The sequence below is a fragment of the Ruegeria sp. BK1 genome (assembly GCF_056535645.1).
Genome location: NZ_JBQFIS010000001.1, coordinates 2,510,094 through 2,535,629, shown reverse-complemented (window position 1 = coordinate 2,535,629; position 25,536 = coordinate 2,510,094). Strand labels below are relative to the sequence as shown.

General features: G+C 60.2%; 21 protein-coding genes. 12 read left to right on the top strand and 9 right to left on the bottom strand.

Translation table 11 applies throughout. From position 1 onward, the window contains the following. Positions 1 to 99: 99 nt before the first annotated feature. Positions 100 to 513, bottom strand: coding sequence for a group III truncated hemoglobin (locus ACR3E7_RS12725; protein WP_170772985.1), 414 nt, complete (start codon positions 511 to 513; stop codon positions 100 to 102). 48 nt (positions 514 to 561) lie between these two features. Beyond that, a complete protein-coding gene (locus tag ACR3E7_RS12720; protein ID WP_480503495.1) occupies positions 562 to 3,480 on the bottom strand; it encodes an error-prone DNA polymerase in 2,919 nt (972 codons plus the stop codon). A 110-nt stretch (positions 3,481 to 3,590) separates the two neighbouring features. Between ACR3E7_RS12720 and ACR3E7_RS12715 the strand changes: the two genes are divergently transcribed. Beyond that, complete coding sequence (locus ACR3E7_RS12715) at positions 3,591 to 4,055, top strand: DUF1203 domain-containing protein (protein WP_480503494.1); 465 nt, start codon at positions 3,591 to 3,593, stop codon at positions 4,053 to 4,055. Here ACR3E7_RS12715 and ACR3E7_RS12710 read toward each other — a convergent pair. Continuing rightward, positions 4,052 to 5,044, bottom strand: a complete 993-nt coding sequence (locus ACR3E7_RS12710; protein ID WP_480503615.1) for an ABC transporter ATP-binding protein — start codon at positions 5,042 to 5,044, stop codon at positions 4,052 to 4,054. The two genes, ACR3E7_RS12715 and ACR3E7_RS12710, sit on opposite strands and share 4 nt — an antisense overlap. A gap of 87 nt (positions 5,045 to 5,131) precedes the next feature. On the opposite strand from ACR3E7_RS12710, the gene ACR3E7_RS12705 reads away from it, so the two are divergent. The 4 genes from ACR3E7_RS12705 to polA all read left to right on the top strand — a co-directional run bounded on the left by ACR3E7_RS12705 (position 5,132) and on the right by polA (position 9,533). Continuing rightward, positions 5,132 to 5,305, top strand: coding sequence for a zinc-finger domain-containing protein (locus ACR3E7_RS12705; protein WP_170772979.1), 174 nt, complete (start codon positions 5,132 to 5,134; stop codon positions 5,303 to 5,305). Positions 5,306 to 5,395: 90 nt separating this feature from the next. Next, positions 5,396 to 6,058 (top strand): YrbL family protein, encoded by a 663-nt coding sequence (locus tag ACR3E7_RS12700; protein WP_480503493.1) that lies wholly within the window; start codon positions 5,396 to 5,398, stop codon positions 6,056 to 6,058. Between the two features lie 138 nt (positions 6,059 to 6,196). Next, the gene (locus ACR3E7_RS12695) at positions 6,197 to 6,667 is read left to right on the top strand and encodes a hypothetical protein (protein WP_170789488.1); all 471 of its coding nucleotides are present in this window, start codon (positions 6,197 to 6,199) and stop codon (positions 6,665 to 6,667) included. Between the two features lie 70 nt (positions 6,668 to 6,737). Continuing rightward, a complete protein-coding gene (gene polA / locus ACR3E7_RS12690) occupies positions 6,738 to 9,533 on the top strand; it encodes a DNA polymerase I (protein ID WP_480503491.1) in 2,796 nt (931 codons plus the stop codon). A gap of 43 nt (positions 9,534 to 9,576) precedes the next feature. Here the strand turns inward: polA and ACR3E7_RS12685 are convergent, their stop codons facing one another. Continuing rightward, the gene (locus ACR3E7_RS12685) at positions 9,577 to 9,807 is read right to left on the bottom strand and encodes a DUF2798 domain-containing protein (protein ID WP_170789490.1); all 231 of its coding nucleotides are present in this window, start codon (positions 9,805 to 9,807) and stop codon (positions 9,577 to 9,579) included. A gap of 60 nt (positions 9,808 to 9,867) precedes the next feature. Further along, complete coding sequence (locus ACR3E7_RS12680) at positions 9,868 to 10,623, bottom strand: hydroxypyruvate isomerase family protein (protein WP_170789491.1); 756 nt, start codon at positions 10,621 to 10,623, stop codon at positions 9,868 to 9,870. A 172-nt stretch (positions 10,624 to 10,795) separates the two neighbouring features. Here ACR3E7_RS12680 and ACR3E7_RS12675 point away from each other — a divergent pair, with 172 nt between their 5' ends. Beyond that, on the top strand, positions 10,796 to 11,737 hold the full coding sequence (locus tag ACR3E7_RS12675) for a DMT family transporter (RefSeq protein ID WP_237217990.1): 942 nt from the start codon (positions 10,796 to 10,798) through the stop codon (positions 11,735 to 11,737). Here ACR3E7_RS12675 and ACR3E7_RS12670 read toward each other — a convergent pair. Then, positions 11,734 to 12,312, bottom strand: coding sequence for a DUF1285 domain-containing protein (locus ACR3E7_RS12670; protein ID WP_170789492.1), 579 nt, complete (start codon positions 12,310 to 12,312; stop codon positions 11,734 to 11,736). The two genes, ACR3E7_RS12675 and ACR3E7_RS12670, sit on opposite strands and share 4 nt — an antisense overlap. Before the next feature lie 64 nt (positions 12,313 to 12,376). Here ACR3E7_RS12670 and ACR3E7_RS12665 point away from each other — a divergent pair, with 64 nt between their 5' ends. Genes ACR3E7_RS12665 through ACR3E7_RS12650 form a run of 4 tightly spaced genes read left to right on the top strand, consistent with a single transcriptional unit; the run spans position 12,377 to position 19,054 of the window. Beyond that, positions 12,377 to 13,384 (top strand): AAA family ATPase, encoded by a 1,008-nt coding sequence (locus tag ACR3E7_RS12665; protein ID WP_170789493.1) that lies wholly within the window; start codon positions 12,377 to 12,379, stop codon positions 13,382 to 13,384. Beyond that, positions 13,381 to 14,256, top strand: a complete 876-nt coding sequence (locus tag ACR3E7_RS12660) for a DUF58 domain-containing protein (RefSeq protein ID WP_480503489.1) — start codon at positions 13,381 to 13,383, stop codon at positions 14,254 to 14,256. Before ACR3E7_RS12665 ends, ACR3E7_RS12660 begins: the two co-directional genes overlap by 4 nt. Next, a complete protein-coding gene (locus tag ACR3E7_RS12655; protein WP_480503488.1) occupies positions 14,253 to 17,015 on the top strand; it encodes a DUF4159 domain-containing protein in 2,763 nt (920 codons plus the stop codon). The genes ACR3E7_RS12660 and ACR3E7_RS12655 overlap by 4 nt, the downstream gene beginning before the upstream one ends. After that, a complete protein-coding gene (locus tag ACR3E7_RS12650) occupies positions 17,012 to 19,054 on the top strand; it encodes a hypothetical protein (protein ID WP_480503487.1) in 2,043 nt (680 codons plus the stop codon). The genes ACR3E7_RS12655 and ACR3E7_RS12650 overlap by 4 nt, the downstream gene beginning before the upstream one ends. Here ACR3E7_RS12650 and ACR3E7_RS12645 read toward each other — a convergent pair whose 3' ends face one another. Next, positions 19,055 to 19,906 carry a 2-keto-4-pentenoate hydratase gene (locus tag ACR3E7_RS12645; protein ID WP_480503486.1) on the bottom strand — a complete coding sequence of 284 codons (852 nt, stop codon included), beginning with the start codon at positions 19,904 to 19,906 and terminating at the stop codon, positions 19,055 to 19,057. Positions 19,907 to 20,023: 117 nt separating this feature from the next. On the opposite strand from ACR3E7_RS12645, the gene ACR3E7_RS12640 reads away from it, so the two are divergent. Next, complete coding sequence (locus ACR3E7_RS12640) at positions 20,024 to 22,228, top strand: response regulator (protein ID WP_480503485.1); 2,205 nt, start codon at positions 20,024 to 20,026, stop codon at positions 22,226 to 22,228. A 9-nt stretch (positions 22,229 to 22,237) separates the two neighbouring features. After that, positions 22,238 to 22,696 carry a VOC family protein gene (locus ACR3E7_RS12635; protein ID WP_480503484.1) on the top strand — a complete coding sequence of 153 codons (459 nt, stop codon included), beginning with the start codon at positions 22,238 to 22,240 and terminating at the stop codon, positions 22,694 to 22,696. Here ACR3E7_RS12635 and yaaA read toward each other — a convergent pair. After that, a complete protein-coding gene (gene yaaA / locus ACR3E7_RS12630; protein WP_480503483.1) occupies positions 22,687 to 23,457 on the bottom strand; it encodes a peroxide stress protein YaaA in 771 nt (256 codons plus the stop codon). The genes ACR3E7_RS12635 and yaaA overlap by 10 nt on opposite strands. A gap of 32 nt (positions 23,458 to 23,489) precedes the next feature. Continuing rightward, positions 23,490 to 25,529: a DNA helicase RecQ gene (gene recQ, locus ACR3E7_RS12625; protein WP_480503482.1), complete on the bottom strand. Its 2,040-nt coding sequence runs from the start codon at positions 25,527 to 25,529 to the stop codon at positions 23,490 to 23,492. Positions 25,530 to 25,536 lie beyond the last annotated feature (7 nt).

Below are 25,536 nucleotides of genomic sequence, written 5' to 3'. Positions count from 1 at the left end.
CAGCGCATTGGGGCTGTCGTACCCCTGAGTAAACCCATTTGGCCGACCCGCATAGCCCTTATTTTACCGCTAACATGGCAAAGCTGCCATGCCCTGGGATCAACGCAGGATGGGAGGTGCGTCTTTGGGTTGGCGTGCAGATTGCACACCGGCCTTCATTCCCACGCCGATTCTTCGGGCCAGCGCGACCCATGGTGTGGAGGTTTCCGGGGGTAAGGTCTGGGTGGCGACCTCTTCGAACAAATCCAGCCAATGTGCGAACATGTCGGGCTGCACGTCGGGCCGCTCGATATGGACCCGCTGCGGATTGCCGTCATAGCTACGCTCATACAGGATGGCGTTGCTCCAGAAGGCGGCGATCTTGTCCTCATGTGCTGGCCAATCGTGGACATGTGCGTTGAAGACCGGCCCCAGCACCGCATCCTCGCGTACGCGGGCGTAAAAGGCACGGACCTGCGCGTTGATTTGGTCCGGGGTCGCGGGAAAGCGCGGCGGCAGGGTGGGGCGGGTCATATTTGGTCCGTTTTCGACTCTGTTCCGGGCGGATACCCGGTTCAGACGTCACGCAACAGGTGTGGTTTTGTCGCGCGGCTCTGGCGTCAGTAGATGCCGTATCAGAGCCACCGGATGCGCCTTGAGGCTGAGGCGGGTGGCCACGTAATCCTCGACCACCTGCTCGCCCAACGTCATCTGCGGCAGATAGGCTGCAGGCTCGTCCAGCGCCTCGCCTTCCAGATCCTGCGAAAACAGCGGCAGGGGCTTGGCGGTGGCAATCGCTTTGGCCTGCCACAACGCCTCGCGCCTTGTCAGATCGCAGGCGGAGAAGGCATCGGCCTCAGCCAACCGTTCGATTACCGTGGGGCCAAGCCCGGCACGACGCCACACGTCATCCACCTGATGGTAGCCATTGCCGCGCGCGGCGGTCAGCCAGCTGGCATCTTCCTCGCTCAGGCCTTTGATCTGACGGAACCCCAGCCGCAGGGCCAACCCGCCGTGACCGTCGGGTTCCATCACATTGTCCCAGAAACTGGCATTGATACAGACCGGGCGCACCTGAACACCATGTTCGCGCGCATCGCGCACGATCTGGGCGGGGGCATAGAAGCCCATCGGCTGCGAATTCAGCAGCGCGCAGGCGAAAATCCCCGGATGGTGGCATTTGATCCAGGCTGAGGCATAAACCAGTAGCGCAAAGCTGGCCGCGTGACTTTCGGGAAAACCGTAAGAGCCGAAGCCTTCGATCTGCGAAAAACAGCGCTCGGCAAAATCCTGTTCATAGCCGTTCCGCTCCATCCCGCGCAGAAACAGGGCCCGGAATTCGCTGACATTACCATGTTTCTTGAACGTCGCCAGCGAGCGCCGTAGCCGGTCCGCCTGTTCCGGGGTGAACCCCGCGCCCACGATGGCAATCTGCATGGCTTGCTCCTGAAACAGCGGCACGCCCAGCGTTTTGCCCAACACTTCACCCAACGCATCCGAGGGGAAGTTGACCTCCTCCTCTCCGTTCCGGCGGCGGATATAGGGGTGGACCATGTCGCCCTGAATGGGGCCGGGGCGGATGATTGCGACCTCGATCACCAGATCATAGAAATTGCGCGGTCGCATGCGGGGCAGAAAGTTCATCTGAGCCCGCGATTCCACCTGAAACACGCCGACGCTGTCCGCCTTGCACAGCATGTCATACACCGCCGGATCCTCGGGCGGCAGGGTGGCGAGGCTATAGCCCGTCTGGTGGTGCTGGCTGATCAGATCGAACGCCTTGCGGATACAGGTCAGCATCCCGAGGCTGAGCACATCGACTTTCAGAATACCTAAGGAATCGATGTCATCCTTATCCCAGCAGATAACCGTACGATCCTCCATCGTGGCGTTTTCGATGGGGACAAGTTCGTCCAGCCGCCCTTCGGTGATGATGAACCCACCCACATGCTGAGACAGATGGCGGGGGAAGCCGTCAATCTCATAGACCAGCATTAGAGTCTGTTTCAGGCGTTTATCGTCGGGATCAAGGCCAATCTCGCGCATGCGTTCGGCTTCAAGACCTTTGGCCGAGAAGAACCCCCATAGCTGTGACGAGAGCGCCGAGATCGTATCCTCGGTCAACCCCATCGCTCGCCCCACCTCGCGGATGGCGCGTTTGCCGCGATAATGTACGACCGTGGCGCAGAGGCCCGCGCGTTCCCGGCCATAGCGGTCATAGATGTGCTGGATCACCTCTTCGCGGCGTTCATGTTCGAAATCGACATCGATATCGGGCGGCTCGTCCCGCGCCTCGGACACAAAGCGTTCAAAGACCATCGTGCCCAGTTCTGGACTGACCTCGGTGATGCCAAGGCAGTAGCAGACCACCGAATTGGCCGCCGAGCCGCGCCCCTGACACAGGATATCGCGGGATCGGGCGAAGGTGACGATGTCACGGACGGTCAGGAAATAGGGTTCATATTTCAGCTTGCCGATCAGGGTCAGTTCATGCGCCAGCATTTTCTTGGCCTTCTCGGACGCGCCCGCCGGATAACGCCAGTTCAACCCCTCATGGGCCAGACGGTGCAGGCGCTGGGTCGGGGTTTCCTGGTCGCTGCCTTCGTTGGGGTATTCATAGCGTAGCTCATCCAGCGAGAATTGTAGCTGCTCGCTGACCATATGGGCGCGGGTCACAGCGCCTTCATGGCCTTTGAAAATGCGCAGCATCTCGGTTTCCGAGCGCAGGCGCTGCTCTCCATTGGCCAGAGCGTCGCGGCCCAGATCGTCGACCTTGCGGCGCAGTCGGATGGCGGTCAGCACATCGGCCAGTTTGCGACGGGTACCATGGTGCATTATCGGCGCAGCGCTGGCGAGGGTGGGGAGGTTGAGTTGTTGTGATTCAGTCTCTAATACAGAGAAATACTCACTGTCTGCGCCATCATATCTGGGGTGCATCACCAGATGCATCCGCCCGGAAAAGCGGCGCGTCAGCTTTTGCGCCTGTGTCCGCCAAGCACTCGCGCCGCCCTGCGGTCGGGTCGCTTGTGGCCAGAGCAGCAGGTGCAGACCGTCGGAGAATTCCATCAGGTCGGACAGGTGCAGGATACAGTCACCTTTCTCGGCCCGTAGGCGACCCGCCGACAGGATACGGCACAGGTTGCCCCAGCCCTGCCGGTTGAGAGGCAGGGCGGTGACGGTGGGCGCGTCGGTGAAGATCAGCCGTGCCGCAGGGATCAGGCGTGGCACCGCGTGGATTGGGTAGGAGGGCGGTTTGGGAATGTGATCGGGGCAGGGCGGGCCGATGGGCGTGTTCTGCCCCTCCCATTCCACACGTTCGCGCACCTTTCGGGCAATCTCGCGCGCCTGGGTATGGGCACGCACGATCCCGGCGACCGAGTTGTCATCGGCAATCGCGATGGCGGGCAGACCAAGTGTGACGGCACGCTGCATGTATTCCTCGGGGTGCGAGGCCCCGGTGAGAAAGGTGAAATTCGACGTGATCGACAGCTCGGCATACATGGCGATTCCACATTATATTCACCTTTTGTTCTTTTTCGAGTCCTTTGCGCAGGAAACGGGTCGATTGCAGTTTCCCCTCTGGGCAGGGTGGCAGAAAAAGGAGACCCGAGATGTTCAAGATCACTGCCCTTCCCACCCCCCAAGTCCGCGCGCTTCAGGCCGGAGGGCCGGACGCATATGGCGCCTCACCCGAGCACGCCGTTTCCAAAGGTGCGGGCAATCCCTGCCGACATTGCCTACAAAACATACCAGAAGGCCAAGAAATGCTGATATTGGCGCATCGCCCTTTTCCAGAGGCACAACCTTACGCGGAAACGGGTCCGATCTTTCTATGTGCCAGCCCGTGTAAGCGATATGAGGGCACGGAGCTGCCCGAGATTTTGACCACCTCTCCGGACTATCTGATCAAGGGGTATGGATTGGATGACCGGATCGTCTATGGCACCGGGGTGATCGCCCCGACAGATCAGATTGGTGCGGCGGTAAAGGACATCTTTGCCCGTGCGGACATCGCCTATGTCCACGTGCGATCCGCCCGAAACAACTGCTATCAAGCGCGAATCGACCGGTCTTAAAGCTTGACCCGGTGCATCCCCCGGCGCGGCTGATCCAGATCATCCGCTGGGCCATCATCGGCACGGGATGAGGTCAGGGCGAGGAACACATCCTCGAGATCGGCCTCTTCGGTGCGCACGTCGCGGATGCGGATGCCTGCGGCGCGCACGGCCTCCAGCACCTGTTCAGCGCTGGTCTGGGAGCTGCGATATTGCAGGACAAGGCTGCCATCATCGCGCAAAGCGGCTTCGACACCATCGGTTGTGGGCAGATCCACCACGGGGCTGTCGGGAAGGATCACCATCGTCCGGCTGTCCATCCGACCCAGCAGGTTGGCGGTGCTGTCCTGCGCAATCTTTTCGCCGTGGTTGATGATGGCGATCTCGTCACACATCTCTTGCGCTTCATCCAGATAATGCGTGGTCAGGATGATCGTCATGCCCTGTTCGTTCAGCTTGCGTACATTGGTCCAGAGCATCTGGCGCAGTTCGATATCCACGCCTGCCGTGGGTTCATCCAGAACCAGAATCTTGGGGTGGTGCACCAGTGCCTTGGCCAGCAAAAGCCGTCGTCGCATGCCGCCCGATAGCGTGCGGGCATAGGCCTCGGCCTTGTCGCTGAGGCCCACAAGTTCGAGAATTTCATCGCTGCGGCGCTGCGACTTGGGTACGCCATAGAGCCCGGCCTGCACCTCCAATGCGCCGCGCGGGGTGAAGAACGGGTCCAGGTTCAGCTCTTGCGGCATCACGCCAATGGCAGCGCGGGACTGACGGGGGTGTTGGTCCTGATCAAACCCCCAAATCGACACTGAACCCGCCGATTTCACCACCAGACCGGCCAGAATGTTGATCAGAGTCGATTTCCCGGCCCCGTTCGGCCCCAATAGCCCAAAGACCGAGCCGCGCGAGACGGTCAGATCAATGCCCTTCAGCGCGTGCTTTTCAGGCTGACCCTTACCAACGCGATAGGTCTTGCGCAGCCCTTCGATCCTGATTGCCGCATCGCTCATGTGGCTCTTGCCCCCGGTTTGCTCATCGCTCATAAACGCACCTAAACCATGCCCGCGAGGCCGACAACCGAAGAAGGATCGCCAGCCGTGACCATCGAAGCGCCGGAAACCAAGATCGTCGAAACCTCTCGTGTTGCCTGCGACGGCGGCGAGGGTGCGCTGGGCCATCCGCGGGTCTGGCTGCAGATCCCCGAGGATACCGGCTGGGTTGAGTGCCCCTATTGCGATTGCAAATATGTGCTGGCGGATCAGGATCAGTAGGCCCGTCACAAAACTGTTACGCGTCCTATTTCCGCCCGAGTGAAGACTCTATATCCTGACGAAATAGCTTTATGATTCCAGGGCGCGAAGATGCTCTTTTCCGTGCAGGTCATGCACCTTTCAGACCGGGATATTGTGGCCAAGGGCGGCCACCGGAACGTTTATGCCTGCCCCAACCAGCCAGAGTTGCTGGTCAAAGTGACGCGTCCCAGAATCCGCCGCAACAGATCCATCATGAAACGCGCTGTGCGTCGTCTGCTGCCCGATTCAGCATTCCGAAACGCCTTGAAAGAGCTGGAGTGCGAGATGAAGGCGGCGCTGAAAAGTGGTCTGGACATTTCCAGACTGCCACTGGCGCGGTCCTTTGGTGTCGTGCAGACAGATGTCGGGCCCGGCGTCGTGGTCGAGAGGATCAGCACCGAAGATGGCGCATTAGCGCAGAACTTGCTGTCGATGTGCGCGCGGCAGGAAATGACGGCTGAGACATTGGATGATCTGAACATCTTTGTCCGAAAGCTTTTTGAGTTCCAAATTGTGGGTCGGGACATCCATGGGAAAAACATCGTCTATGGATTGCGTGACGACATACGTATGTTCTTTCTGATCGATGGGTACGGGGAACGAAACCTTGTGCCGTTACGCTCGTTAAGTCGCAGGCTGAATGATCGGTCATTGAACAAGCAGATGCAGCACATTGCGCAGCAATCCGGGATGAACTGGGACAAGACGAACCGCGCCTTCAGTATCGCGTGATTTATCCTGAGCGGGTGTCTTGTGCATCTATGTTTTTTTAAACACAGATCGGCTTCAACTGCTCCAATAGTCATTTTTTCCCAAAATGCGCCCATATTTGCGTGATACGCTGTGCCGCATTCGTCTTAGGTGAGTGTGATGACTGAGATTACTCAAACGGACAGCGCAAGCCCGGTTTTTGGCTGGGTCGGATTCTGTTTCGCTGCTATGGCGTTGTTCGCCGCCTTGTTTGTGTTTTGGGCGGGACCGTTTGCGCCTCAGCAATCTACAGGCGTCACGCTTGGCGAACTGGCGGCCGAGATCGGGAAATCTACCCTGCGTGCCGCTACGGGGGCAGAGCAACCCGAGCCTGTAGCCCGAACCCGCGATCTGGATGATTTTTTGCAAATCGGTGTGGCGATGCTTGGCGGGCTGGCGATTGTTGTTTCGGTCATTGGCCTTCTGCGTCACGAAAGGCGTCGCCCGGCCATCGCCGGAATGGTTATCGGTGTTGGTGCCATTCTGTTTCAGTTTTTCGCCTTTGCGTTTTTTGCGTTCCTCGGTGTGCTGGTCATAATGGCTCTGGTGCATAGTTTTTCGGACTTTTTCAGCGGCCTCTTTGGGGGTTAGGGCACGTTCCTGACTGGTCACCCGTCTGCCCCTGTGGCAGAACGATCCCTGACCGACAGGGAGAGCGCGCATGAGCAATTTCGGAAAAGGGTGTCATCTGCATCTGATCGACGGATCAGCCTTTATTTTTCGGGCCTATCACGCGCTTCCCCCGCTGACGCGCAAATCCGATGGGCTGCCCATCGGCGCTGTATCGGGCTTCTGCAACATGCTGCAGAAATATGTCGAAGGGAACGCGGGACCGGATGCGCCGACCCACGTGGCGGTGATCTTTGACAAGGGCTCGCACACGTTCCGCAATGACCTCTATGACCTCTACAAGGCCAACCGCGAGGCCATGCCCGAGGACCTGCGCCCCCAGATGCCCCTGACTCGCGAAGCGACCCGCGCTTTCAACATCGCCTGCAAAGAGTTGGAAGGCTATGAAGCCGACGATATCATCGCCACGCTGGCCGTCCAGGCGCGTGAGGCAGGCGGGCGCGTGACCATTGTCAGCTCGGACAAAGACCTGATGCAGCTGGTGGGCGGCGGCGTCGAAATGCTGGACGCGATGAAGAACAAGCGTATCGACCGCGACGGCGTGGTTGAGAAGTTCGGCGTGGGGCCTGAACGGGTGGTGGATGTGCAGGCGCTTGCGGGGGATTCTGTCGATAACGTACCCGGTGCGCCGGGGATTGGGGTGAAAACGGCGGCCCTGTTGATCAATGAATACGGTGATCTGGAAACCCTGCTGGACCGCGCGGAAGAGATCAAACAGCCCAAACGCCGCCAGACCCTGATCGAAAAGCGCGACCAGATTGAGCTGTCGAAAAAACTGGTGCAGTTGGACGAAAACACCCCGCTGGATTTCACGCTGGATGATCTTGAGGTTCAGGACCCCGACGCTGAGACCTTGCTGGGGTTCCTGGCGGATATGGAGTTCCGCACCCTCACCAAGCGAATTGCCGACAAGCTGGGGGCCGAGGCCCCGGTGATTGCTGATGCGCCTGCGCCCGAAGTTGTGACCGAGGCTGAGGATATCTCTTTCGACGCCTCGAAATACGAATGCGTGCGCGATGCAACCGCGCTGCAGGCGTGGATCGACCGCGCTTATCAGACCGGCTGGGTGGCCGTCGATACCGAGACCACCGGATTGAACGAAATGATCGCCGATCTGGTGGGTATTTCGCTAAGTGTTGAGGCGGGTTCGGCCTGTTACATCCCGCTAACTCACCGCGATGGGGCATCGGATGACTTGTTCGGCTCAGACGCGCTGGCCGAGGGGCAGATGCAGCTGGATGAGGCTCTAACTTTGCTCAAACCGATGCTTCAGGACGCCTCGATCCTGAAAATCGGCCAGAACATGAAATACGACGCCAAGATTTTCGCGCGCTATGGCGTGAACGTGGCGCCAATCGACGACACGATGCTGATGTCTTACGCCATGCATGGCGGCGAACACGGGCATGGGATGGATACGCTGTCCGAGCGTTACCTGAACCACACGCCCATTCCGATCAAACCGCTGCTGGGGTCCGGCAAATCCGCAATCACTTTCGACAAGGTGCCGATTGACGAGGCCACTGCCTATGCCGCTGAGGATGCGGATATCACGCTGCGCCTTTGGAAACTGTTCAAGCCGCAACTGCATCAGGTGCAGGTGACGACCGTGTATGAGACGCTGGAGCGGCCTCTGGTGCCGGTCCTCAAGGAAATGGAGATGCACGGCATCAAGGTGGACCGCGATGTCCTGAGCCGCATGTCCAACGCCTTCGCGCAAAAAATGGCTGGGTTAGAGGCTGAAATTCACGAATTGGCCGGTGCGAATTTCAATGTGGGATCGCCCGCGCAACTGGGTGAGATCCTGTTCGACAAGATGGGGCTTGAGGGCGGTAAGAAAGGCAAGACTGGGAAGTATTCGACCGGGGCGGACATTCTGGAAGACCTTGCCACCGAACACGAACTGCCCCGCCGGGTGTTGGACTGGCGGCAGCTTTCCAAGCTGAAATCGACCTATACCGATGCGCTGCAAACCCATATCAACCCGGATACAGGCCGGGTGCATACGTCTTACTCGATCACGGGGGCGAATACGGGGCGTCTGGCCTCGACCGATCCGAACCTGCAGAACATCCCGGTGCGCACCGAAGAAGGGCGTCGCATTCGTGAGGCGTTTATTGCCGAGCCGGGCAATGTGATGGTTAGCCTCGATTATAGCCAGATTGAATTGCGGATTTTGGCTCATATCGCTGACATTTCGACCCTGAAACAGGCGTTTTCCGATGGGTTGGACATTCACGCCATGACTGCCTCCGAGATGTTTGAAGTGCCGCTGGATGAAATGACACCTGAAATCCGCCGCCAGGCTAAGGCGATCAATTTTGGTGTGATTTACGGGATTTCGGGCTTTGGTCTGGCGCGCAATCTGCGCATTCCTCGGTCCGAGGCGCAGGGGTTCATTGACCGCTATTTCGAACGCTTTCCGGGTATACGGACATATATGGACGACACCATCGCTTTTGCGAAAGAGAACGGATACGTGCAGACGCTGTTCGGCCGCAAAATCCATACGCCTGAGATCAATGCCAAGGGGCCGCATGCCGGGTTCTCGCGTCGGGCGGCGATAAACGCGCCGATTCAGGGCACGGCAGCAGATGTGATCCGGCGCGCGATGGTGCGGATGCCGGATGCGATCAACGGGCTGCCTGCCAAGATGCTATTGCAGGTGCATGACGAATTGCTGTTCGAAGTGGCTGAGGATGCAGTGGATCAGGTGATTCGTGTGGCGCGCGATGTGATGGAGGGGGCATCGGACCCCGCGGTGAAGCTGGACGTGAAGCTAAGCGTGGATGCAGGGCAAGGCGCGAATTGGGCCGAGGCGCACTAAGAAGCGCTGCTCATCAGGCCCGGCGGGCCCTCTTCGCAGCGGGTCAATCCTGCGTCTTGACCAGACGGTTCACCAACTGTTGTACGGTGGGTCCCAGGATAAAGATGACCGTAAAGGCGATGGGCCAGCAAAACCCCCAAGCAGACATCCAATCGCCGAATGTGGTGGGCCCAAATCCTATGGCCTTGACAGTGGCAATTCCTGTGACGATGCAGGACATCAGCCCCGACATGATCAGACAGAACACAATGCGCGAAAAGCGGGCAGGGATCATCACAGTTCCTTCAAGTCATTGTGGTGATGTCTGCGCGATTTTTTTTGAAAAGGCCAGATATCAGAACTCTACCCAGTCCAGACTGTTGAAAGTTTGCGCTGTTGAGGGGGTATATTCGGCACTGACCCAGCCGGAATAGCCCATTTCGTCAAAGGCCTCGAAAAGCGCAGCAAAGTCTGTTGGCCCGCGTCCGGGCTCGGACCGGTCTGGGGCGGCACCGATCTGAGCATGGGTGACAATGTGGTGAAAGCGGTGCCAGACGTCCAGCGCGTCACCGTGGATCATATGAGCGTGGAAGCTGTCATATTGCAGGCCGATATTGGGCCGGTCCACCAAGGCCAGAACTTTGGCAGCCAGATAATAATCGTTCAGGAAGTAGTTGGGTTGTGAGACAGGGTTCAGCGGCTCGATCGTAAAGTGCTGTTTGGGGGCGAAATCGGCGGCCCATTTCAGGTTCTCAACCATGGTTTTTAGTGCATCTGGTCCCGCGCAATACCCCGACATGATATGGATCAGCCCTGGTTTCAAAACATCGGCGTAGCGCATGACGCGGCGGATATCGGACTGAAACCGCGCTTCGCCACCTGGGACCGCAGCATAGCCTGGCTCGCCACCGGTGTAGTTGGGCGGAGGGGCGTTGATCAGCACCAGGTCTAGCCCGTTGGCCAGCAGTGCGCGGCGGGTTTCCTTGGCAGCCGGCTCATAGGGAAACAGGATCTCGACTGCCTGAAACCCGGCCTCCGCCGCGGCCTGAAACCGGTCGAGATAGGGCAGCTCGGTAAAGAGCAGCGAGATGTTGGCGGCGAATTTCGGCATAAGAGGTCCCACGTGATGCTGGCCGGACCTTAGCCTTGGGGCGATTTCAACGAAAGAGACTGAAAACGACAGTTTGTCGAAAACCGGCCAGAACCATCGGCCCGAATCAGCCAGCCTTCAGCCATCACGGTGGATCATTTTCGGCCACCGTTCCAACAGAAGGTCTGACACCATGGCGATGAGCCCTGACCCCGTGCGCGGGAACACTCTTTCTGTGTCTGCGGGGCGCCGCTCGGCTGTATCCGGCAATGGTCTGGCAGTGGCGTCCATGCTGACATGGGCAGCCGGGTTTCCTGCGGCCGAGGTTTTGCTGCAAACTTGGCCTCCGATTACGTTGCTGTTGGCGCGGTTGGCGTTGGCAGTGCTGGTGATGGTGCCGGTCTGGGTGTTGATGGATGGGCCCGCGCGGGTGTTGCGCGCGCGTTGGGGGCACGCGATGTTTGTCGGCGCTGCGCTGGGGTCGGGGATGTTCCTGATCATTCTGGCGCAAAAGCTGACTGACCCGGTGACGGTTGCGATTATTGCGTCCGGCGCGCCCTTGTTTGCAACTCTGCTGGAACTGGCGACAGGTACGCGGCGCTTGCGGTGGAATTTTGCACTGGGCGTGGTCGTGTCGATCATCGGAGGGCTGATTGCAACCAGCGCGCTGGCCCCGGCGCAATTAGGTTTGGGTGCGGCCTGCGCCATTGCGTCCACGGCCCTGTTTTGCTGGGCCAGTATGGCGACGGCGCGGGATTTCCCGGCGCTTAGCCAGACAGGGCGCAGTACGATCACTTTTGTCGGCGGGCTGGTAACGGCCTCGGTTCTGTTTTTCTGCGCCGCGCAAATGGGTGTCAGCGTTGCACCGACAGCGCCGGTCGATATGCAACAGATGGGCATGCTTGTGATGTATGCGCTGATCTCAATGGGGCTGAGTCAGGTCTTTTTCATCGCATCCGTTGGCAAAATCGGCGTGGCGCTGGCCGCATTCCACATCAACATTGCGCCGTTTTACGTGATGTTGATCATGCTGGTAATGGGCGAGGACTGGAACTGGACCCGCGCGCTGGGCGCGGGGATCGTTGCAATCGCCGTGCTGTTGGCGCAGGACCGTCGCGTGATGCGCCGGGTCTAATCCGGCAACTCCTCGGACCGGATTAAGGGAAAAAACTGCCCGCCCGACCAGACGCCGAACCACCCGTCGCTATGTTCGGCGATATCGACCATCCGGTAAAAGCTCTTGCGGTCGATCCGCGCCTCAAGATTTGCGCGGATCAGGATGTAGGGCGCGGGTTCCTCGGATTCGGGGTCGATGACAATGCGGATTGGATGGTCGGGCCCTGCGACGGCTTCATCCCCCACATGGGTGGTGAAACATAGCGTCTGCGCCGTGCCCTTGCCCGTCGCATCGAAATCGACCGCCACGAAAGGTGCGTCCTCGACAGTGATTCCCACCTTCTCGACCGGGGTAACGAGGTAATATTTCCCGTCTTCCTTCTTAAGAATTGACGAAAATAGCTTCACAAGCTCGAACCGGTTGATCGGCGACCCTAGATAAGTCCAAGAGCCATCTTTGGCGATATGGATGTCCAGATCGCCACAAAACGGAGGATTCCACAGATGAACCGGGGGTAGGCCCTTGGTTTTGGCGGCATTGACTGATGCCGCAATGCCATCAGGGGAAGGTGTCACAGGTTTTTGTCCGCTCATTACTTTTGCCATTTCCTTTTCGCGCGATACACTTCAACCATATTAGTCCACGGAAGGGAAAGTCATGACCGAACCTGCCGACCTCGTGTCCGAGATCGAAGCGCTGGAAACCAAACTGCAAGAGGCCAAGTCCTCGATCACCCGTCGCTTTATCGGACAGGAGAGGGTCGTGGACCTGACCCTGACCGCTCTGCTGTGCGGCGGGCATGCGTTGCTGATCGGTCTGCCCGGTCTGGGTAAGACGCGATTGGTCGAGACGCTGTCGACAGTGATGGGCCTGCACGGCAACCGCATCCAGTTCACGCCGGACCTGATGCCTGCCGATATTCTGGGGTCCGAGGTTCTGGATACCGCCGAAGATGGCAGCCGCCATTTCCGCTTTATTTCGGGCCCGATCTTTTGCCAGCTGCTGATGGCGGATGAGATCAACCGCGCCAGCCCCCGGACGCAATCGGCGCTGCTGCAAGCGATGCAGGAACGCACTGTGACAGTGGCGGGCGAGGATCGCTCGCTGGGGACGCCATTTCACGTATTGGCGACGCAGAACCCGATTGAGCAGGAAGGCACCTATCCGCTGCCCGAGGCGCAGTTGGACCGCTTCCTTGTGCAGATCGACGTGGAATACCCTGATCGTCAGACCGAGCGGGATATTCTGTTGGCCACAACAGGCGTCGAAGAAGATGATGCGCATGAGATTTTCACCAAAGAGGAATTGCTGGCCGCTCAGGTTCTGTTGCGGCGCATGCCCGTCGGAGATTCGGTGGTTGAGCTGATCCTCGATCTGGTGCGCGCCTTCCGCCCGGATGAGGCGGGCGTGTCTGAACGTGTGGCCGAAACCGTTGCGTGGGGCCCCGGTCCGCGGGCGGCGCAGGCGTTGATGATGACCGTGCGGGCGCGGGCGATGCTGCAAGGGCGGCTGGCCCCGAATGCCGAGGACGTCTTGGATATGGCGCGCCCTGTGCTCAGCCACCGGATGGCACTGAACTTCGCGGCGCGCGCGCGCGGGGACAGCCTTGCTGATCTGATCGAAAGCACCGCTGCCGGGTTGATCCGCACCGAGGCTGCGGCGTGAATGCCGCGCTGACCCTTCGTGAAAGATCCGAGGCCGAGGCGTCCCGGCTGCCGCCCCTTTTGGCGCGAGCTGAACATCTGGCCGGAACGGTTCTGCTGGGCGATCACGGGCGCAGGCGGTCGGGTCTGGGTGATGATTTCTGGCAGTACCGCCCGGCGCAGATCGGTGACAGTCGTCGGATGATCGACCATCGCCGCTCGGCGCGCGGGGATCAGCAATTTGTGCGCGAGCGCGAATGGCAGATCGCGCAATCGGTGATGCTGTGGGTCGATCAGGGCGCCTCGATGCGGTTTGCGTCTGACAAGAACCACCCGACCAAGGCCGACCGGGCGCGCTTGCTGGGTCTGGCCACGGCCATCCTGCTGGTACGGGGTGGCGAACGTGTTGGCCTGACGGGAACAACACTGCCGCCTCGGCGCGGCAACGCACAGATCGTGCGGCTGGCGCAAGCCTGGTCCGAGGATGCCGAGGCCGACTATGCTCCACCCGAGCACCGCGCCATGATCCCGCATGCGCGGGCCGTTTTCATTTCCGATTTTCTGGGGCCCATGGACGAGGTCGAACTGGCCCTGACCAAAGCTGCGGACCGGGGCGTTCGCGGCGTTCTGTTGCAGATTCTGGATCCGACCGAGGAGAGCTTTCCCTATCGTGGCCGGACCATTTTCGAAAGCGTCGGCGGCACGACCCGCCACGAGACATTGAAGGCCGGAGAGCTGCGCGATCGCTATCTGGACCGGCTTGCCAAACGCAAGGATGCGCTGACGCAGTTGTGCCGCGCGACCGGTTGGCAACTTGGGCTGCATCATACGGGTGACAGCGCGCAGGCGGCTCTGTTGTGGCTTTATCGTGCGTTGGATCGGGGGTCTGTATGACGATTTTGGCAGGCATCGGTTTTACCGCGCCATGGGTGTTGCTGGGTCTGCTGACCCTGCCGATCCTGTGGCTGATCCTGCGCGCCGTGCCGCCAGCGCCGATCCGACGGCTGTTTCCGGCGGTGACTCTGTTGCTGGGGCTGAAGGATGAAGAAAGCGTCTCGGACCGCACGCCGTGGTGGCTGCTTTTACTGCGGATGCTGGCGGCGGCGGCGATCATCATCGGGCTTGCAGGGCCGGTACTGAACCCCTCGCGTGATCAAGCGGGGTCAGGCCCGCTGATGCTGGTGCTGGATGCCAGCTGGGCCGGGGCCACCCGCTGGTCCGCAACGCTGGATCAGATTGACGCGCAACTGGCCGAGGCTGGACGCGCCGGGCGCACCGTTGCGATCCTGAGCCTGACCGAACCCGAAGCACCGGTGTTCCAATCCGCCGAAGACTGGCGCGGCAGGTTACCGGGGCTGGCGCCGACACCCTGGCAACCGACCGAGGTGCAGATAGAACAGACTCTGGCTGCGCTGGATCAGTTGGACGGGGGCTTCGACACGCATTGGTTCAGTGATCGTCTCGATTTTGATGGCCAGGATATAATCCTAGCGACATTGCAAGGGCGGGGTGAGGTCACGGTGTATCAGGCGGCCTCAGCGGTTGTTGCCCTTTTGCCTGCCACATATCAGGACGGGCTGATCCAACTGACAGCGCAGCGGACCGAACCTGGCCCAGCCCAGCAGATCACTGTTTTGGCGCAGGGCCGTGACCCGGCTGGAGTGATGCGCGTTCTGCAATCCGCGGCGATGGAATTTGCCAGCGGCGAAACGCAGGCGCAGGTCGAACTGGCCTTGCCGTCCGAGCTGCGCGCACGGATCACTCGGTTTGAAATTCAGGGCCAGCGCTCGGCGGGCGCGATGACCTTGACTGATGACAGCCTGCGCAGGCGCGAGGTTGCGCTGATCGCGGGAACCCTGAACCGCGAAGGGCTGGAGCTGTTGTCGCCGCTGCATTACTTGACGCAGGTTTTGACCCCTACGGCGGATTTTGTCGAAGGCGGGTTGATGAATGTTCTGCCCGCGAACCCAGATGTGATCGTGCTGGCCGATGTGGCGAAACTTTCTGCGGGTGAGCAAGAAGCTGTTGTCGAATGGGTGGAACAAGGCGGGTTGCTGTTGCGCTTTGCCGGACCGCGTATGGCTGCCAGCGATCTGGGCCGCGATGCCGAGGATACGCTGTTGCCGGTACGGCTGCGCAGCGGTGGCCGCTCGGTCGGTGGTGCGATGAGCTGGGGTGAGGCCAAGGGGCTTGCCCCCTTCCCCGAAGGCTCGCACTTTTATGGCTTACGGGTGCCGTCGGACGTTTCCGTTACGACGCAGGTGATGGCGCAACCTGACCCTAATCTGGCGGATCGAGTGATTGCATCGCTGTCGGATGGGACGCCACTGGTCACGCGCAAAGCGCTGGGTCTGGGGCAGGTGGTGCTGTTTCACGTAACGGCAGATGCGGAATGGTCCAGCTTGCCTCTGTCCGGTTTGTTCGTCGAAATGTTGGATCGTCTGGCTGTCGCCTCGGCCGCTAAGTCGCGGCAAGAGTCTCAGTTGCAGGGCACCACCTGGGCGCCAGTGCAAGTCATGGACGGTTTTGGCGGTTTGATGGATGCAGGGAATCTTGCCGGTGTCGACGGGGTTGATCTGGTGACGGGCACGATCGGTCCTGACTTGCGCCCCGGTCTCTATGAAAGCGGCAAACAGAAGCTGGCGTTGAACGTCTTGGCTGAAGATACCGTTCTGACGCCGGTCTCTTGGCCTTCGGATGTGCCGATCAAAGGGCAGGAAATCAGCACTGAAACCCCGATTGGAGGCATATTGCTCAGTCTTGCGCTGCTGTTGTTGACCGTGGACGTGATCGCCTCGTTGGCGTTGTCGGGGCGGCTTGGTCTTGCGCGCGCGGCGGCGATTGCGCTGGGCGCAGTGCTGATCGCACCCGAGGTGCAGGCGCAAACGCCCGACGAGACCGAGTTTGCCCTGAACGCAACGACTGAACTGGTGTTGGCCCATGTGCTGACCGGAAATGCCGACGTGGATGAGATCGCAGAGGCCGGGATGCGCGGGTTGGCGCAGACCCTGTTCTACCGCACGTCGGTGGAACCGGCCGGGCCTGTGGGCGTTGATCTGGAGCGTGATGAACTGGCGTTTTTCCCGCTGCTCTACTGGCCGATCACGCCGGATCAACCGCAACCCTCGGTCGAGGCGTATTCCAAGCTGAACGCCTATCTGCGCTCGGGTGGCATGATCCTGTTTGACACGCGCGATTCCAACGTGGCGCGGTTCGGGGCTGCCAGCCCCAATGGACGCAAGCTACAGCAACTGGCCGCGCCGCTGAATATCCCTTCGTTAGAGCCGATCCCGCGTGACCATGTGCTGACGCGGACATTCTACCTGTTGCAGGATTTTCCGGGTCGCCATGCCGGAGCGGATGTGTGGGTTGAAGCCGCGCCGCTGGATGCGGAACAGATCGAGGGGATGCCCTTCCGCAACCTCAATGACAATGTGACGCCGGTGGTGATTGGTGGCAATGACTGGGCAGCAGCCTGGGCGGTGGATCGCAATGGTCAGGCACTTCTGCCCGTCGGGCGCGGATATGCCGGAGAGCGGCAGCGCGAACTGGCCAATCGTTTCGGGGTCAATCTGGTGATGCATGTGCTGACCGGGAATTACAAATCGGATCAGGTGCATGTGCCTGCTCTGCTGGACAGGTTGGGACAATGACGGGAACCGTACTTTTTGATCCGCTGATCCCGTGGCTCGTTCTGGCTGTGGTGGGCGCGATTGCGTTGGCCGGGGTGGCTGTTGCCCTGTGGCGTGGTCTGTCGGGCTGGGCATTGCGTGGGCTGGCGGCCCTGGTGGTGATTGCGGCGTTATCCGGGCCGGTCTATCAGGTCGAGGACCGTGCGCCTCTGACCGACATCGTGCTGATGATCGAAGACGAAAGCGCCAGTCAGACCTTGTCGGACCGGGCTGAACAAACAGCGCAAGCGGCGGATGCCCTGGCGGATGAGATCGAATCCCGCGACAATACCGAGCTGCGCCGCATCAAGGTCGGCGATGGCGACGGCGACGAGGGCACCCAGGTTATGGCCGCGTTGAATGAGGCGTTGGCCGAAGAACCCCGCGCCCGGATCGCGGGTATCGTTGTCGTTTCGGACGGGATCGTGCATGACGCGGATCAGGCCCCGGACCTGCCAGCGCCGATGCATCTGTTGCAGACCGGGCGCTCCAGCGACTGGGACCGCCGCCTGATTGTCCGCAACGCCCCGGCTTTTGCCATTATCGGCGAGCCCGTGACCCTGACCCTGCGGGTCGAGGATAGCGGCGCTGCCCCTGCCGGTGCAACTACGGCGCCGCTTGAAATCTCGGTCGACGGGGCCGAGCCCGAGCAATTCACCATTCCCATTGGCACAGATGTGGAATTGCCCGTCACGCTGCCTCATGGCGGGCGCAATGTGCTGCAATTCACCGTTCCGCAGGCCGAAGGTGAGCTGACCGATCGCAACAACACCGCCTTGATCCAGATGAACGGCGTGCGGGATCGCCTGCGTGTGTTGCTGGTCTCGGGCGAGCCGCATCCCGGCGGGCGGACATGGCGGAACCTGCTGAAATCCGACAGCTCGGTCGATCTGGTGCATTTCACCATCCTGCGTCCACCCGAGAAACAGGACGGCGTGCCGGTGGATGAGCTTTCGCTGATCGCCTTCCCCACGCGTGAGTTGTTTTTGGAAAAGATCAACGATTTCGACTTGATCATCTTTGATCGCTACAAACGGCGCGGAATCCTGCCCGCCATCTATCTGGACAATGTCAGTAACTACATCAATGAAGGTGGTGCAGTTCTGATCGCGGCGGGGCCGGATTTTGCCAGCGCTGATAGTATTTTCCGGTCGCCTTTGGCCTCAATCCTTCCGGCGCAGCCAACTGCACGGGTGATCGAAGAACGCTTTGTCCCTATGGTGACGGATCTGGGTCAGCGCCATCCGGTGACGACCGATCTGGGTGATCCTGAAAACTGGGGCGCGTGGCTGCGGCAGATCGACGTGAACCAGCGCCGGGGTGAGATGCTGATGACCGGCGTGGACGACCGCCCCTTGCTGGTGCTGGACCGTGTGGGTGAGGGGCGCGTGGCGATGTTGGCCTCGGATCACGCGTGGCTGTGGAGCCGCGGGTTCGAAGGCGGCGGACCGCAATTGGAACTGCTGCGCCGTCTGGCGCATTGGATGATGAAAGAGCCCGAGCTAGAGGAAGAGGCGCTGTGGGCCGAAGCCAACGGTCAAATCATGCGCATCATTCGCCAGACCCTTGAAGATGAGGTCGGCCCCGTGACCGTCACGCTTCCCAACGGCGAAACGCTTGAGGTGACATTGGACGAGGTCTCGCCCGGTCGGTTCGAAGCGCAGTATTACGGGCCCGAGATTGGCCTCTATCGTTTGCAGGAGGGTGAGCACTCGGCGGTGATCGGCCTTGGCCCCGCCGCGCCAAAAGAGTTCGAGCGCACGATCGCGACCTCGGAAGTACTGGACCCTATTCTGGCGGGATTGCGCGGTGGCACCATCCGGGTCGAGGAGGGTTTGCCGTCGATCCGAAATGTGCGGGCCGGACGACCGGCCTCGGGACGAGGATGGATCGGCCTAACACCACGCGACGCTTATGAAACGCGCGATGTCACGCAGGCTGGGCTGTTGCCGCCGTGGTTGGTGCTCTTGCTGGCCGGTGGATTTCTTGTCGGCGGGTGGCTGCGCGAAGGGCGGCGCTGACTATTCGAACACAACGCTGACTGTGGGATCACCGGGCAATCCGTCATAGCTGACCGACGCGCCACCTTTACCCTTTGCAGGCGGGACCAGCGGGCCGAAAGAGCCGACCGAAATCAGATCGCCGGGTTGAAACTCGATTCCTTTCGAGATCAGCCACAACGCTGCATTGGCTGGGTGCCCCATGACTGTAGCGCCTGGAGCCTCTGCCAACACCTCCCCATCCGCCGCCCGCAAAGTGACGGTCATATCTGGCAGGGCCTGGGACATCGCGGCAGGGTCGGAGACAGAAATATCAGACCCTAAAACGCCCAATTTTGGCGCCACCCCAATTGCAGTCAACGTAATCGGCGTGATCGGTTCGCCTTCGGCGAGGGTCAGGTCCGGTAGTTCCATAAATGGGCGAATGGCTGATATGTTTTGCATCACCTCCAGCGGCGTCGTGGCCATGTTGATATCAGCGTCTCCCACGACCAGAACCAGATCGGCTTCGAACACCGGGCGTGCGCCCCAGTTCAGCTGAACAGTCGCGCCATCCGCGACCATCATGTCGCGGTACAAGACACCCTGCACCGGTTCATCCGCGCCAAACCGGTCCTGCGCGGGCTTGCTGGTCAGACCCGCTTTGTAGCCGATGATTGGGCCCATATAAGGCTCTAACGCAGTAGAAATTTTGGCCTGCGTACATAATGCGTCTTGCATCGTTCCATCGGCGGACAGTGCCACAGTCGGCGTGTTGGAAAGATAATCCTGAACAAACCGGTCAACCTGCGCATCCGTGGCGCATTCGGCCCAAGCGGGCTGCGTTGCCGCGCAGAACAGCCAGACGGCAGAAAAATAGCGTGCATTTGTCATAGGTAGCCTCCGGTTTGCAAAAAGTCTGACACAAGCCCTGGCTTCCAAGCAACGGCTTAAGCAGTTCTTCACTCTCTGCCCGGATGCTGGGACGGAATGGCCCGAGGATCGCCCACGATGAGTCTTGCAACTAAACTGGCACAAGAACGGCGTGCGCGGCTTGCCGCTGAGCGCTTGCTTGAAATGAAACAGGCCGAGTTATCGGCGGCCAACCGCAAGCTTGGCCTGCACGCCATAGCTCTGACCAAACGAATTGGCGAGACGCAGGCCGAGGTTGAAACCGTCCGCGGTGAGAATGAGAAGGTCAAATCGGACCTCACACTGGCCAATGCAAAGATTGAAGTGGCCGAGCGGCGGCTGTGGCACTCGATTCAAACCTTCCATGACGGGTTTGCGTTTTTCGACAGTAATAACCGTCTGATCGGCGCCAATACGGCCTATCTGAGCGTCTTTGACGGAATTGAAGAAGTGGCGCCGGGCATTGCCTATCCCCGTATTCTGGAAATTCTCACAGCCGAGGGCCTGATCGACCTTGGAGATGAGGCTGCCCCGGACTGGATAGAAAGAATGAAGGTACGGTGGACGCAAGCCAACCCGCAACCCGAAGTCATTCGTCTATGGAACGGTCACTACTTCAAACTCATCGATCAGCGTGGCAACGGCGGCGATGTGGTTAGTCTAGCGCTGAATATTTCGGCTTCAGTCCGGCATGAGGCTGAATTGCGATCAGCGCGAGAACGGGCCGAAGCGGCCAATCGGGCAAAGTCGGCCTTTCTGGCGAATATGAGCCACGAGATCAGAACCCCAATGAACGGGATCGTCGGCATGACCGAATTGCTGGACGAGACACCTTTGGATGAGGAACAAAGGCTCTATCTCAATACAATTCGCAATTCGGGCGAGGCGTTGCTGGTCATCATCAACGATGTTCTGGACTATTCGAAGATCGAGGCTGACAAGCTGGTCCTGCACCCCGAGCAGTTCGATTTCGAACGCTGTATCCTTGAGGTCGCGATGTTGCTGCAACCGGGTGTGCGGGACAAGGGGCTGACCTTGCTGGTCGACTATGACTTGTTCCTGCCCACACTGTTTGTTGGCGATCCGGGGCGGGTGCGGCAAGTTCTGACCAATTTGGTGGGCAACGCTGTCAAATTCACTGCCAATGGCCATGTGCTGATCCGCGTCACCGGCGTCCCCAATGCCGAGGCGCAAAGCTGCGATATTCACGTGGCAATCGAAGATACCGGCATCGGGATCGAGCAGGCGAAAATTGACCACATCTTTGGAGAGTTTAATCAGGTCGAAGATGAGAAAAACCGCCAGTTCGAAGGAACCGGGCTGGGTCTGGCTATCACCAAGCGTCTGATCACGTTGATGGGCGGAACGATCTGGGTGGAAAGCGATCCGGGGCAGGGTTCGTGCTTTGGGTTTCGGATATCACTGCCCACGGCCGAAGGTCCTCAGCCCGAACCACCTGATCTTGAAGGCAGGCTCAACCATGTGCTGGTGGTTGAGGATTTGGCGGTCAACCGCGCGATATTGTCCAAACAACTTGGGCGGCTGGGGTCTCGGGTCACTGTCTGCACCTCTGGGGGTGAGGCGTTGGCGGCTATCGACTCATCGGTCGATCTAGTGCTGTGCGACCACGACCTGCCGGATATGGATGGGTTGGAACTTGCCACCACATTGAAGGAACGGGGCTGGGGTGAGTTGCCGATTGTGGTCATGTCTGCCAATCCCGGCACTATACATGCCAATCCCGCCCGTCACCTGATCGAAGGGGTCTTGCAAAAACCCATCCCGCGATCCGAGCTTTACGCGCGCCTGACTGCATTGGGTCAACAAAAGGTGGATGCCCCCGCCCAACAGGAAACCGAGCCAGCGCCCGCCACAGACACCTTGGATCAGCGCCTGATGCGCGTCTTGGCGGCTGAGGATAACAGGACGAACCAGTTGATCCTGCAAAAGATGGTCAAGACGCTGAACATTGACCTGCGCTTTGCTAATAACGGGGCCGAGGCGGTTGAGGCTTATATGAATTTTAACCCCGACCTGATCTTCATGGATATCTCGATGCCCGGAATGGATGGAAAACAGGCTACGGGTGAGATTCGGCGGCATGAGATCCAGACCGGGCGCGCTGTGCCAATCGTTGCGCTGACGGCGCATGCGATGGCGGGCGATGATCAGGGTATCCTGTCTGCGGGGTTGGATCATTACCTGACCAAGCCGCTGCAAAAGCGGAAAATTCATCAGATGATCTTGGATCATGAGCCTGATGACGCACAGCCGGTGATTGATAGCGCAAAGGAACCCACCTAGGTTGTACCCATGTCGGACCGTGGATTTCAACCGCGCGCATTGGGCGAGATTGCCATTCGGTGCGCAGACATGCGCGCAATGGTGGCATTCTATGAGAATGTCATCGGGTTGGAGCGCCTGAGCGGCGACCACAACAGCGCCATCACAATCTTTCGAATTGGCCCAGGATTTGGCGGCCACACGCAGGTATTGGCCTTGTTCCACCACACGGCCGCTCCGCGCCCCGGTTTGCATCCCGCAGGTGCAGGCCGCCCCACGACCGGAGCCGGGTCATCGCTGCATCACATTGCTTTGTCTTTGCCGTTTCAGGAGCAAGAGGCCGTCCTGCGCTGGTATGACCAGTTGGGCCAGCCTTACCGCGTCGAGCAGTTCGGCTGGATCGGTTGGCGCGGTATTTTCACCGAAGACCCCGAAGGCAATACGGTCGAGCTGGTGGCCTATGACACTTCGATGCAGGATCAGGCCTGATAGGGGCGCACAAAGACGGGTTTGTCCTCGGATGACAGGTCGGGGCGGTATTCATACCCACCGCTGTCAAAGTCCAACAGCCCCGCAGGATCGGTCAGGCGGTGCTGGATGACATAGCGCGCCATGGCCCCGCGCGCTTTCTTGGCGAAAAAGCTGACGATCTTGGGGGTGCCCGCCTTGTCCTCCATGAACACAGGAGTGATCACCCGCATTTTGAGCGCTTTGGGATCAACCGCGCCGAAATATTCCTGACTGGCGCAGTTCACCAGCACGTCCGATCCGATCTGCACGCCCTGCGCGTTCAAAGCCTTGCTTAGCTGATCGCGCCAGTATTCATACAGGTTCTTGCCGCGCCGGGTTTTCAGCTTGCTGCCCATCTCAAGCCGATAGGCCTGAATGGCGTCCAGCGGACGCAATACACCGTAAAGCCCCGACAGAATGCGCAGGTGATCCTGTGCCCATGCCATTTCATCTGCATCCAAAGATGTAGCCTCAAGCCCCTGATAGGTGTCTCCAGCAAAGGCCAGCGCTGCGGGGCGGGTCAGATCGGCCTCAGGCGCATCAGAAAAGGCGCGATAGCGGTCGCGGTTCAGGCGGGCCAGATCATCGCTCAGGTCCATCAGCTTTTTCAGATCGCCCAGCGTCAGGTTGCGGGCGGTTTTCGACAGCCGGATCGCGTCATCCTGAAAATCCGGTTGCGTGACCGTCACGTCGCGCTCGGCCCAGTCCAGCCGTTTGGCCGGGGAAATCACTACCAGCATATCCGCCCTCTTCGCTTGCCTGTTCGGGGTATCTAGCCCGCTTGTTGCAAGACGTCCAGAAAAGCGGCCCCAAACCTTTCGTGACGACGATCGCCCAGCACTTGTTCCAGCCCGCGCTGATCACCGGGGCGCAATTGCGCGACCTTGGCCAATTGCGAGGCAGAGCAGGTCAGCGGTTTGTCGATCCCGTCAGGCCCACGTGCCAGATCGTTCTGAACGGCCAAAAGCTGGTCGTAGATGTCCCCCTGATCGCGCCCGGCCAGTTTGCGCCGGGCAGGGTGCAGCGCGGCGGCCTCACCTGCGATCACCTCAAGGAAGGTGTCGCCATAGCGTTCCAGCTTTTTTGCACCGACGCCGCCGATCCGAGCCATCTCGTCCAAAGTCATAGGGCGGGTCTCGGCCATTTCGATCAGGGTGCGGTCGGGGAAAATGACGTAAGCGGGCACCCGCTGCGATTCCGCCAGCGCGCGGCGTTTGGCCTTGAGCGCGGACAGCAGCGGCGCGTCTTCTTCAGCCACCATCGCTTTGACGGCGGGGCGGCGGGAGGCTTTGCGGATCGTGTCCTTGCGCAGGTTGATCTGCGCCTCGCCCTTCAGGATCGGTTTGGCGGCTTCGGTCATGCGCAGCGCGCCATGGCGGTCGGGGTCTGGGCGGACCAGATCATGCCCCATCATCTGCCGGAAAATTGCCTGCCATTGCGGGCGGGACCAGTCTTTTCCAATGCCCCATGTGGACAGCGCATCATGCCGCCGCGCGCGGACCTTGTCGGTTTCGTTGGCCAGCAGGATGTCGATCAGATGGCCTGCGCCGAACCATTCCTCGGTGCGCAAGATGGCAGACAGGGCCATGCGAACCGGCGTGGTGCCGTCGAATACCTCGGGCGGGGCATCGCACAGATCGCATTTGCCACAGGGTTCGGCCTGTTCATCGAAGTAACCCAGCAGGGTTTGACGGCGGCAGACCAGCGCCTCGGCCAACCCAAGCAAGGCGTTCAGACGGGCATGATCGGCCATGCGGCGTTCCGGTGGGGCCAGCCCCTCGTCAATTTGCGCGCGGCGCAGGCGGATGTCATCGGGGCCAAAAAGGGTCAGCGTTTCCGCAGGGTCGCCGTCACGTCCGGCGCGCCCGATCTCCTGATAATAGGCTTCTATGGATTTCGGCAGGTCCGCGTGGGCGACCCAGCGGATATCGGGTTTGTCGATGCCCATACCAAAGGCGACGGTCGCGACCACGATCAGTCCATCTTCGCGCGCAAAGCGGGTTTCGACAATGCGGCGATCTTCGGGGTCCATACCGCCGTGATAGTGACAGGCCGAATGGCCCTCGGCACGTAGGGCCTGCGCCAGCACCTCGGTCTTGTTGCGGGTGCCGCAATAAACGATGCCGGATTGCCCTTTGCGCGCGGCGGCGAAATCCAGCACCTGTTTGCGTGGCCCGTCTTTGGCAGCAAAGGCCAGATGGATGTTGGGTCGGTCAAAGCCGCGCAGGAATTTGCGGGGTGCGGTGCCGTCGAACAGTTTCTCGACAATCTCATCCTGCGTTTCCGCATCCGCTGTGGCGGTAAAAGCCGCCAAGGGGACGTTCAGTGCGCGCCGCAGCTCTCCGATCCGCAGGTAATCGGGGCGGAAATCATGGCCCCATTGGCTGACGCAATGCGCCTCGTCCACCGCAATAAGGCCGACATTGATCCGGCGCAGCATGCCCAGAGCTGACCCGGCGGCCAGACGTTCGGGAGCCATGTAGAGCAGCTTCAGCCGCCCGGCCTCCAGCGCCTCCCACACCGCATCGGTTTCTTCGGGGGTGTTGCCCGAGGTCAGCGCGCCAGCCTCAACCCCGGCCTCTTGCAGCCCGCGCACCTGATCGCGCATCAGGGCGATCAGGGGGGAAATCACCACCGTCACTCCGTCGCGCAACAGGGCAGGTAGTTGGAAACACAGGGATTTGCCACCGCCCGTGGGCATTATGGCCAGCACGTTCTCGCCTGCCGTCACGGCGTCGACGATCTCTTCCTGACCGGGTCGGAAGTCGTCGAATCCAAAGACATCTCGCAGCAAAGGCGCGGAGTCGAACATCTGCGGG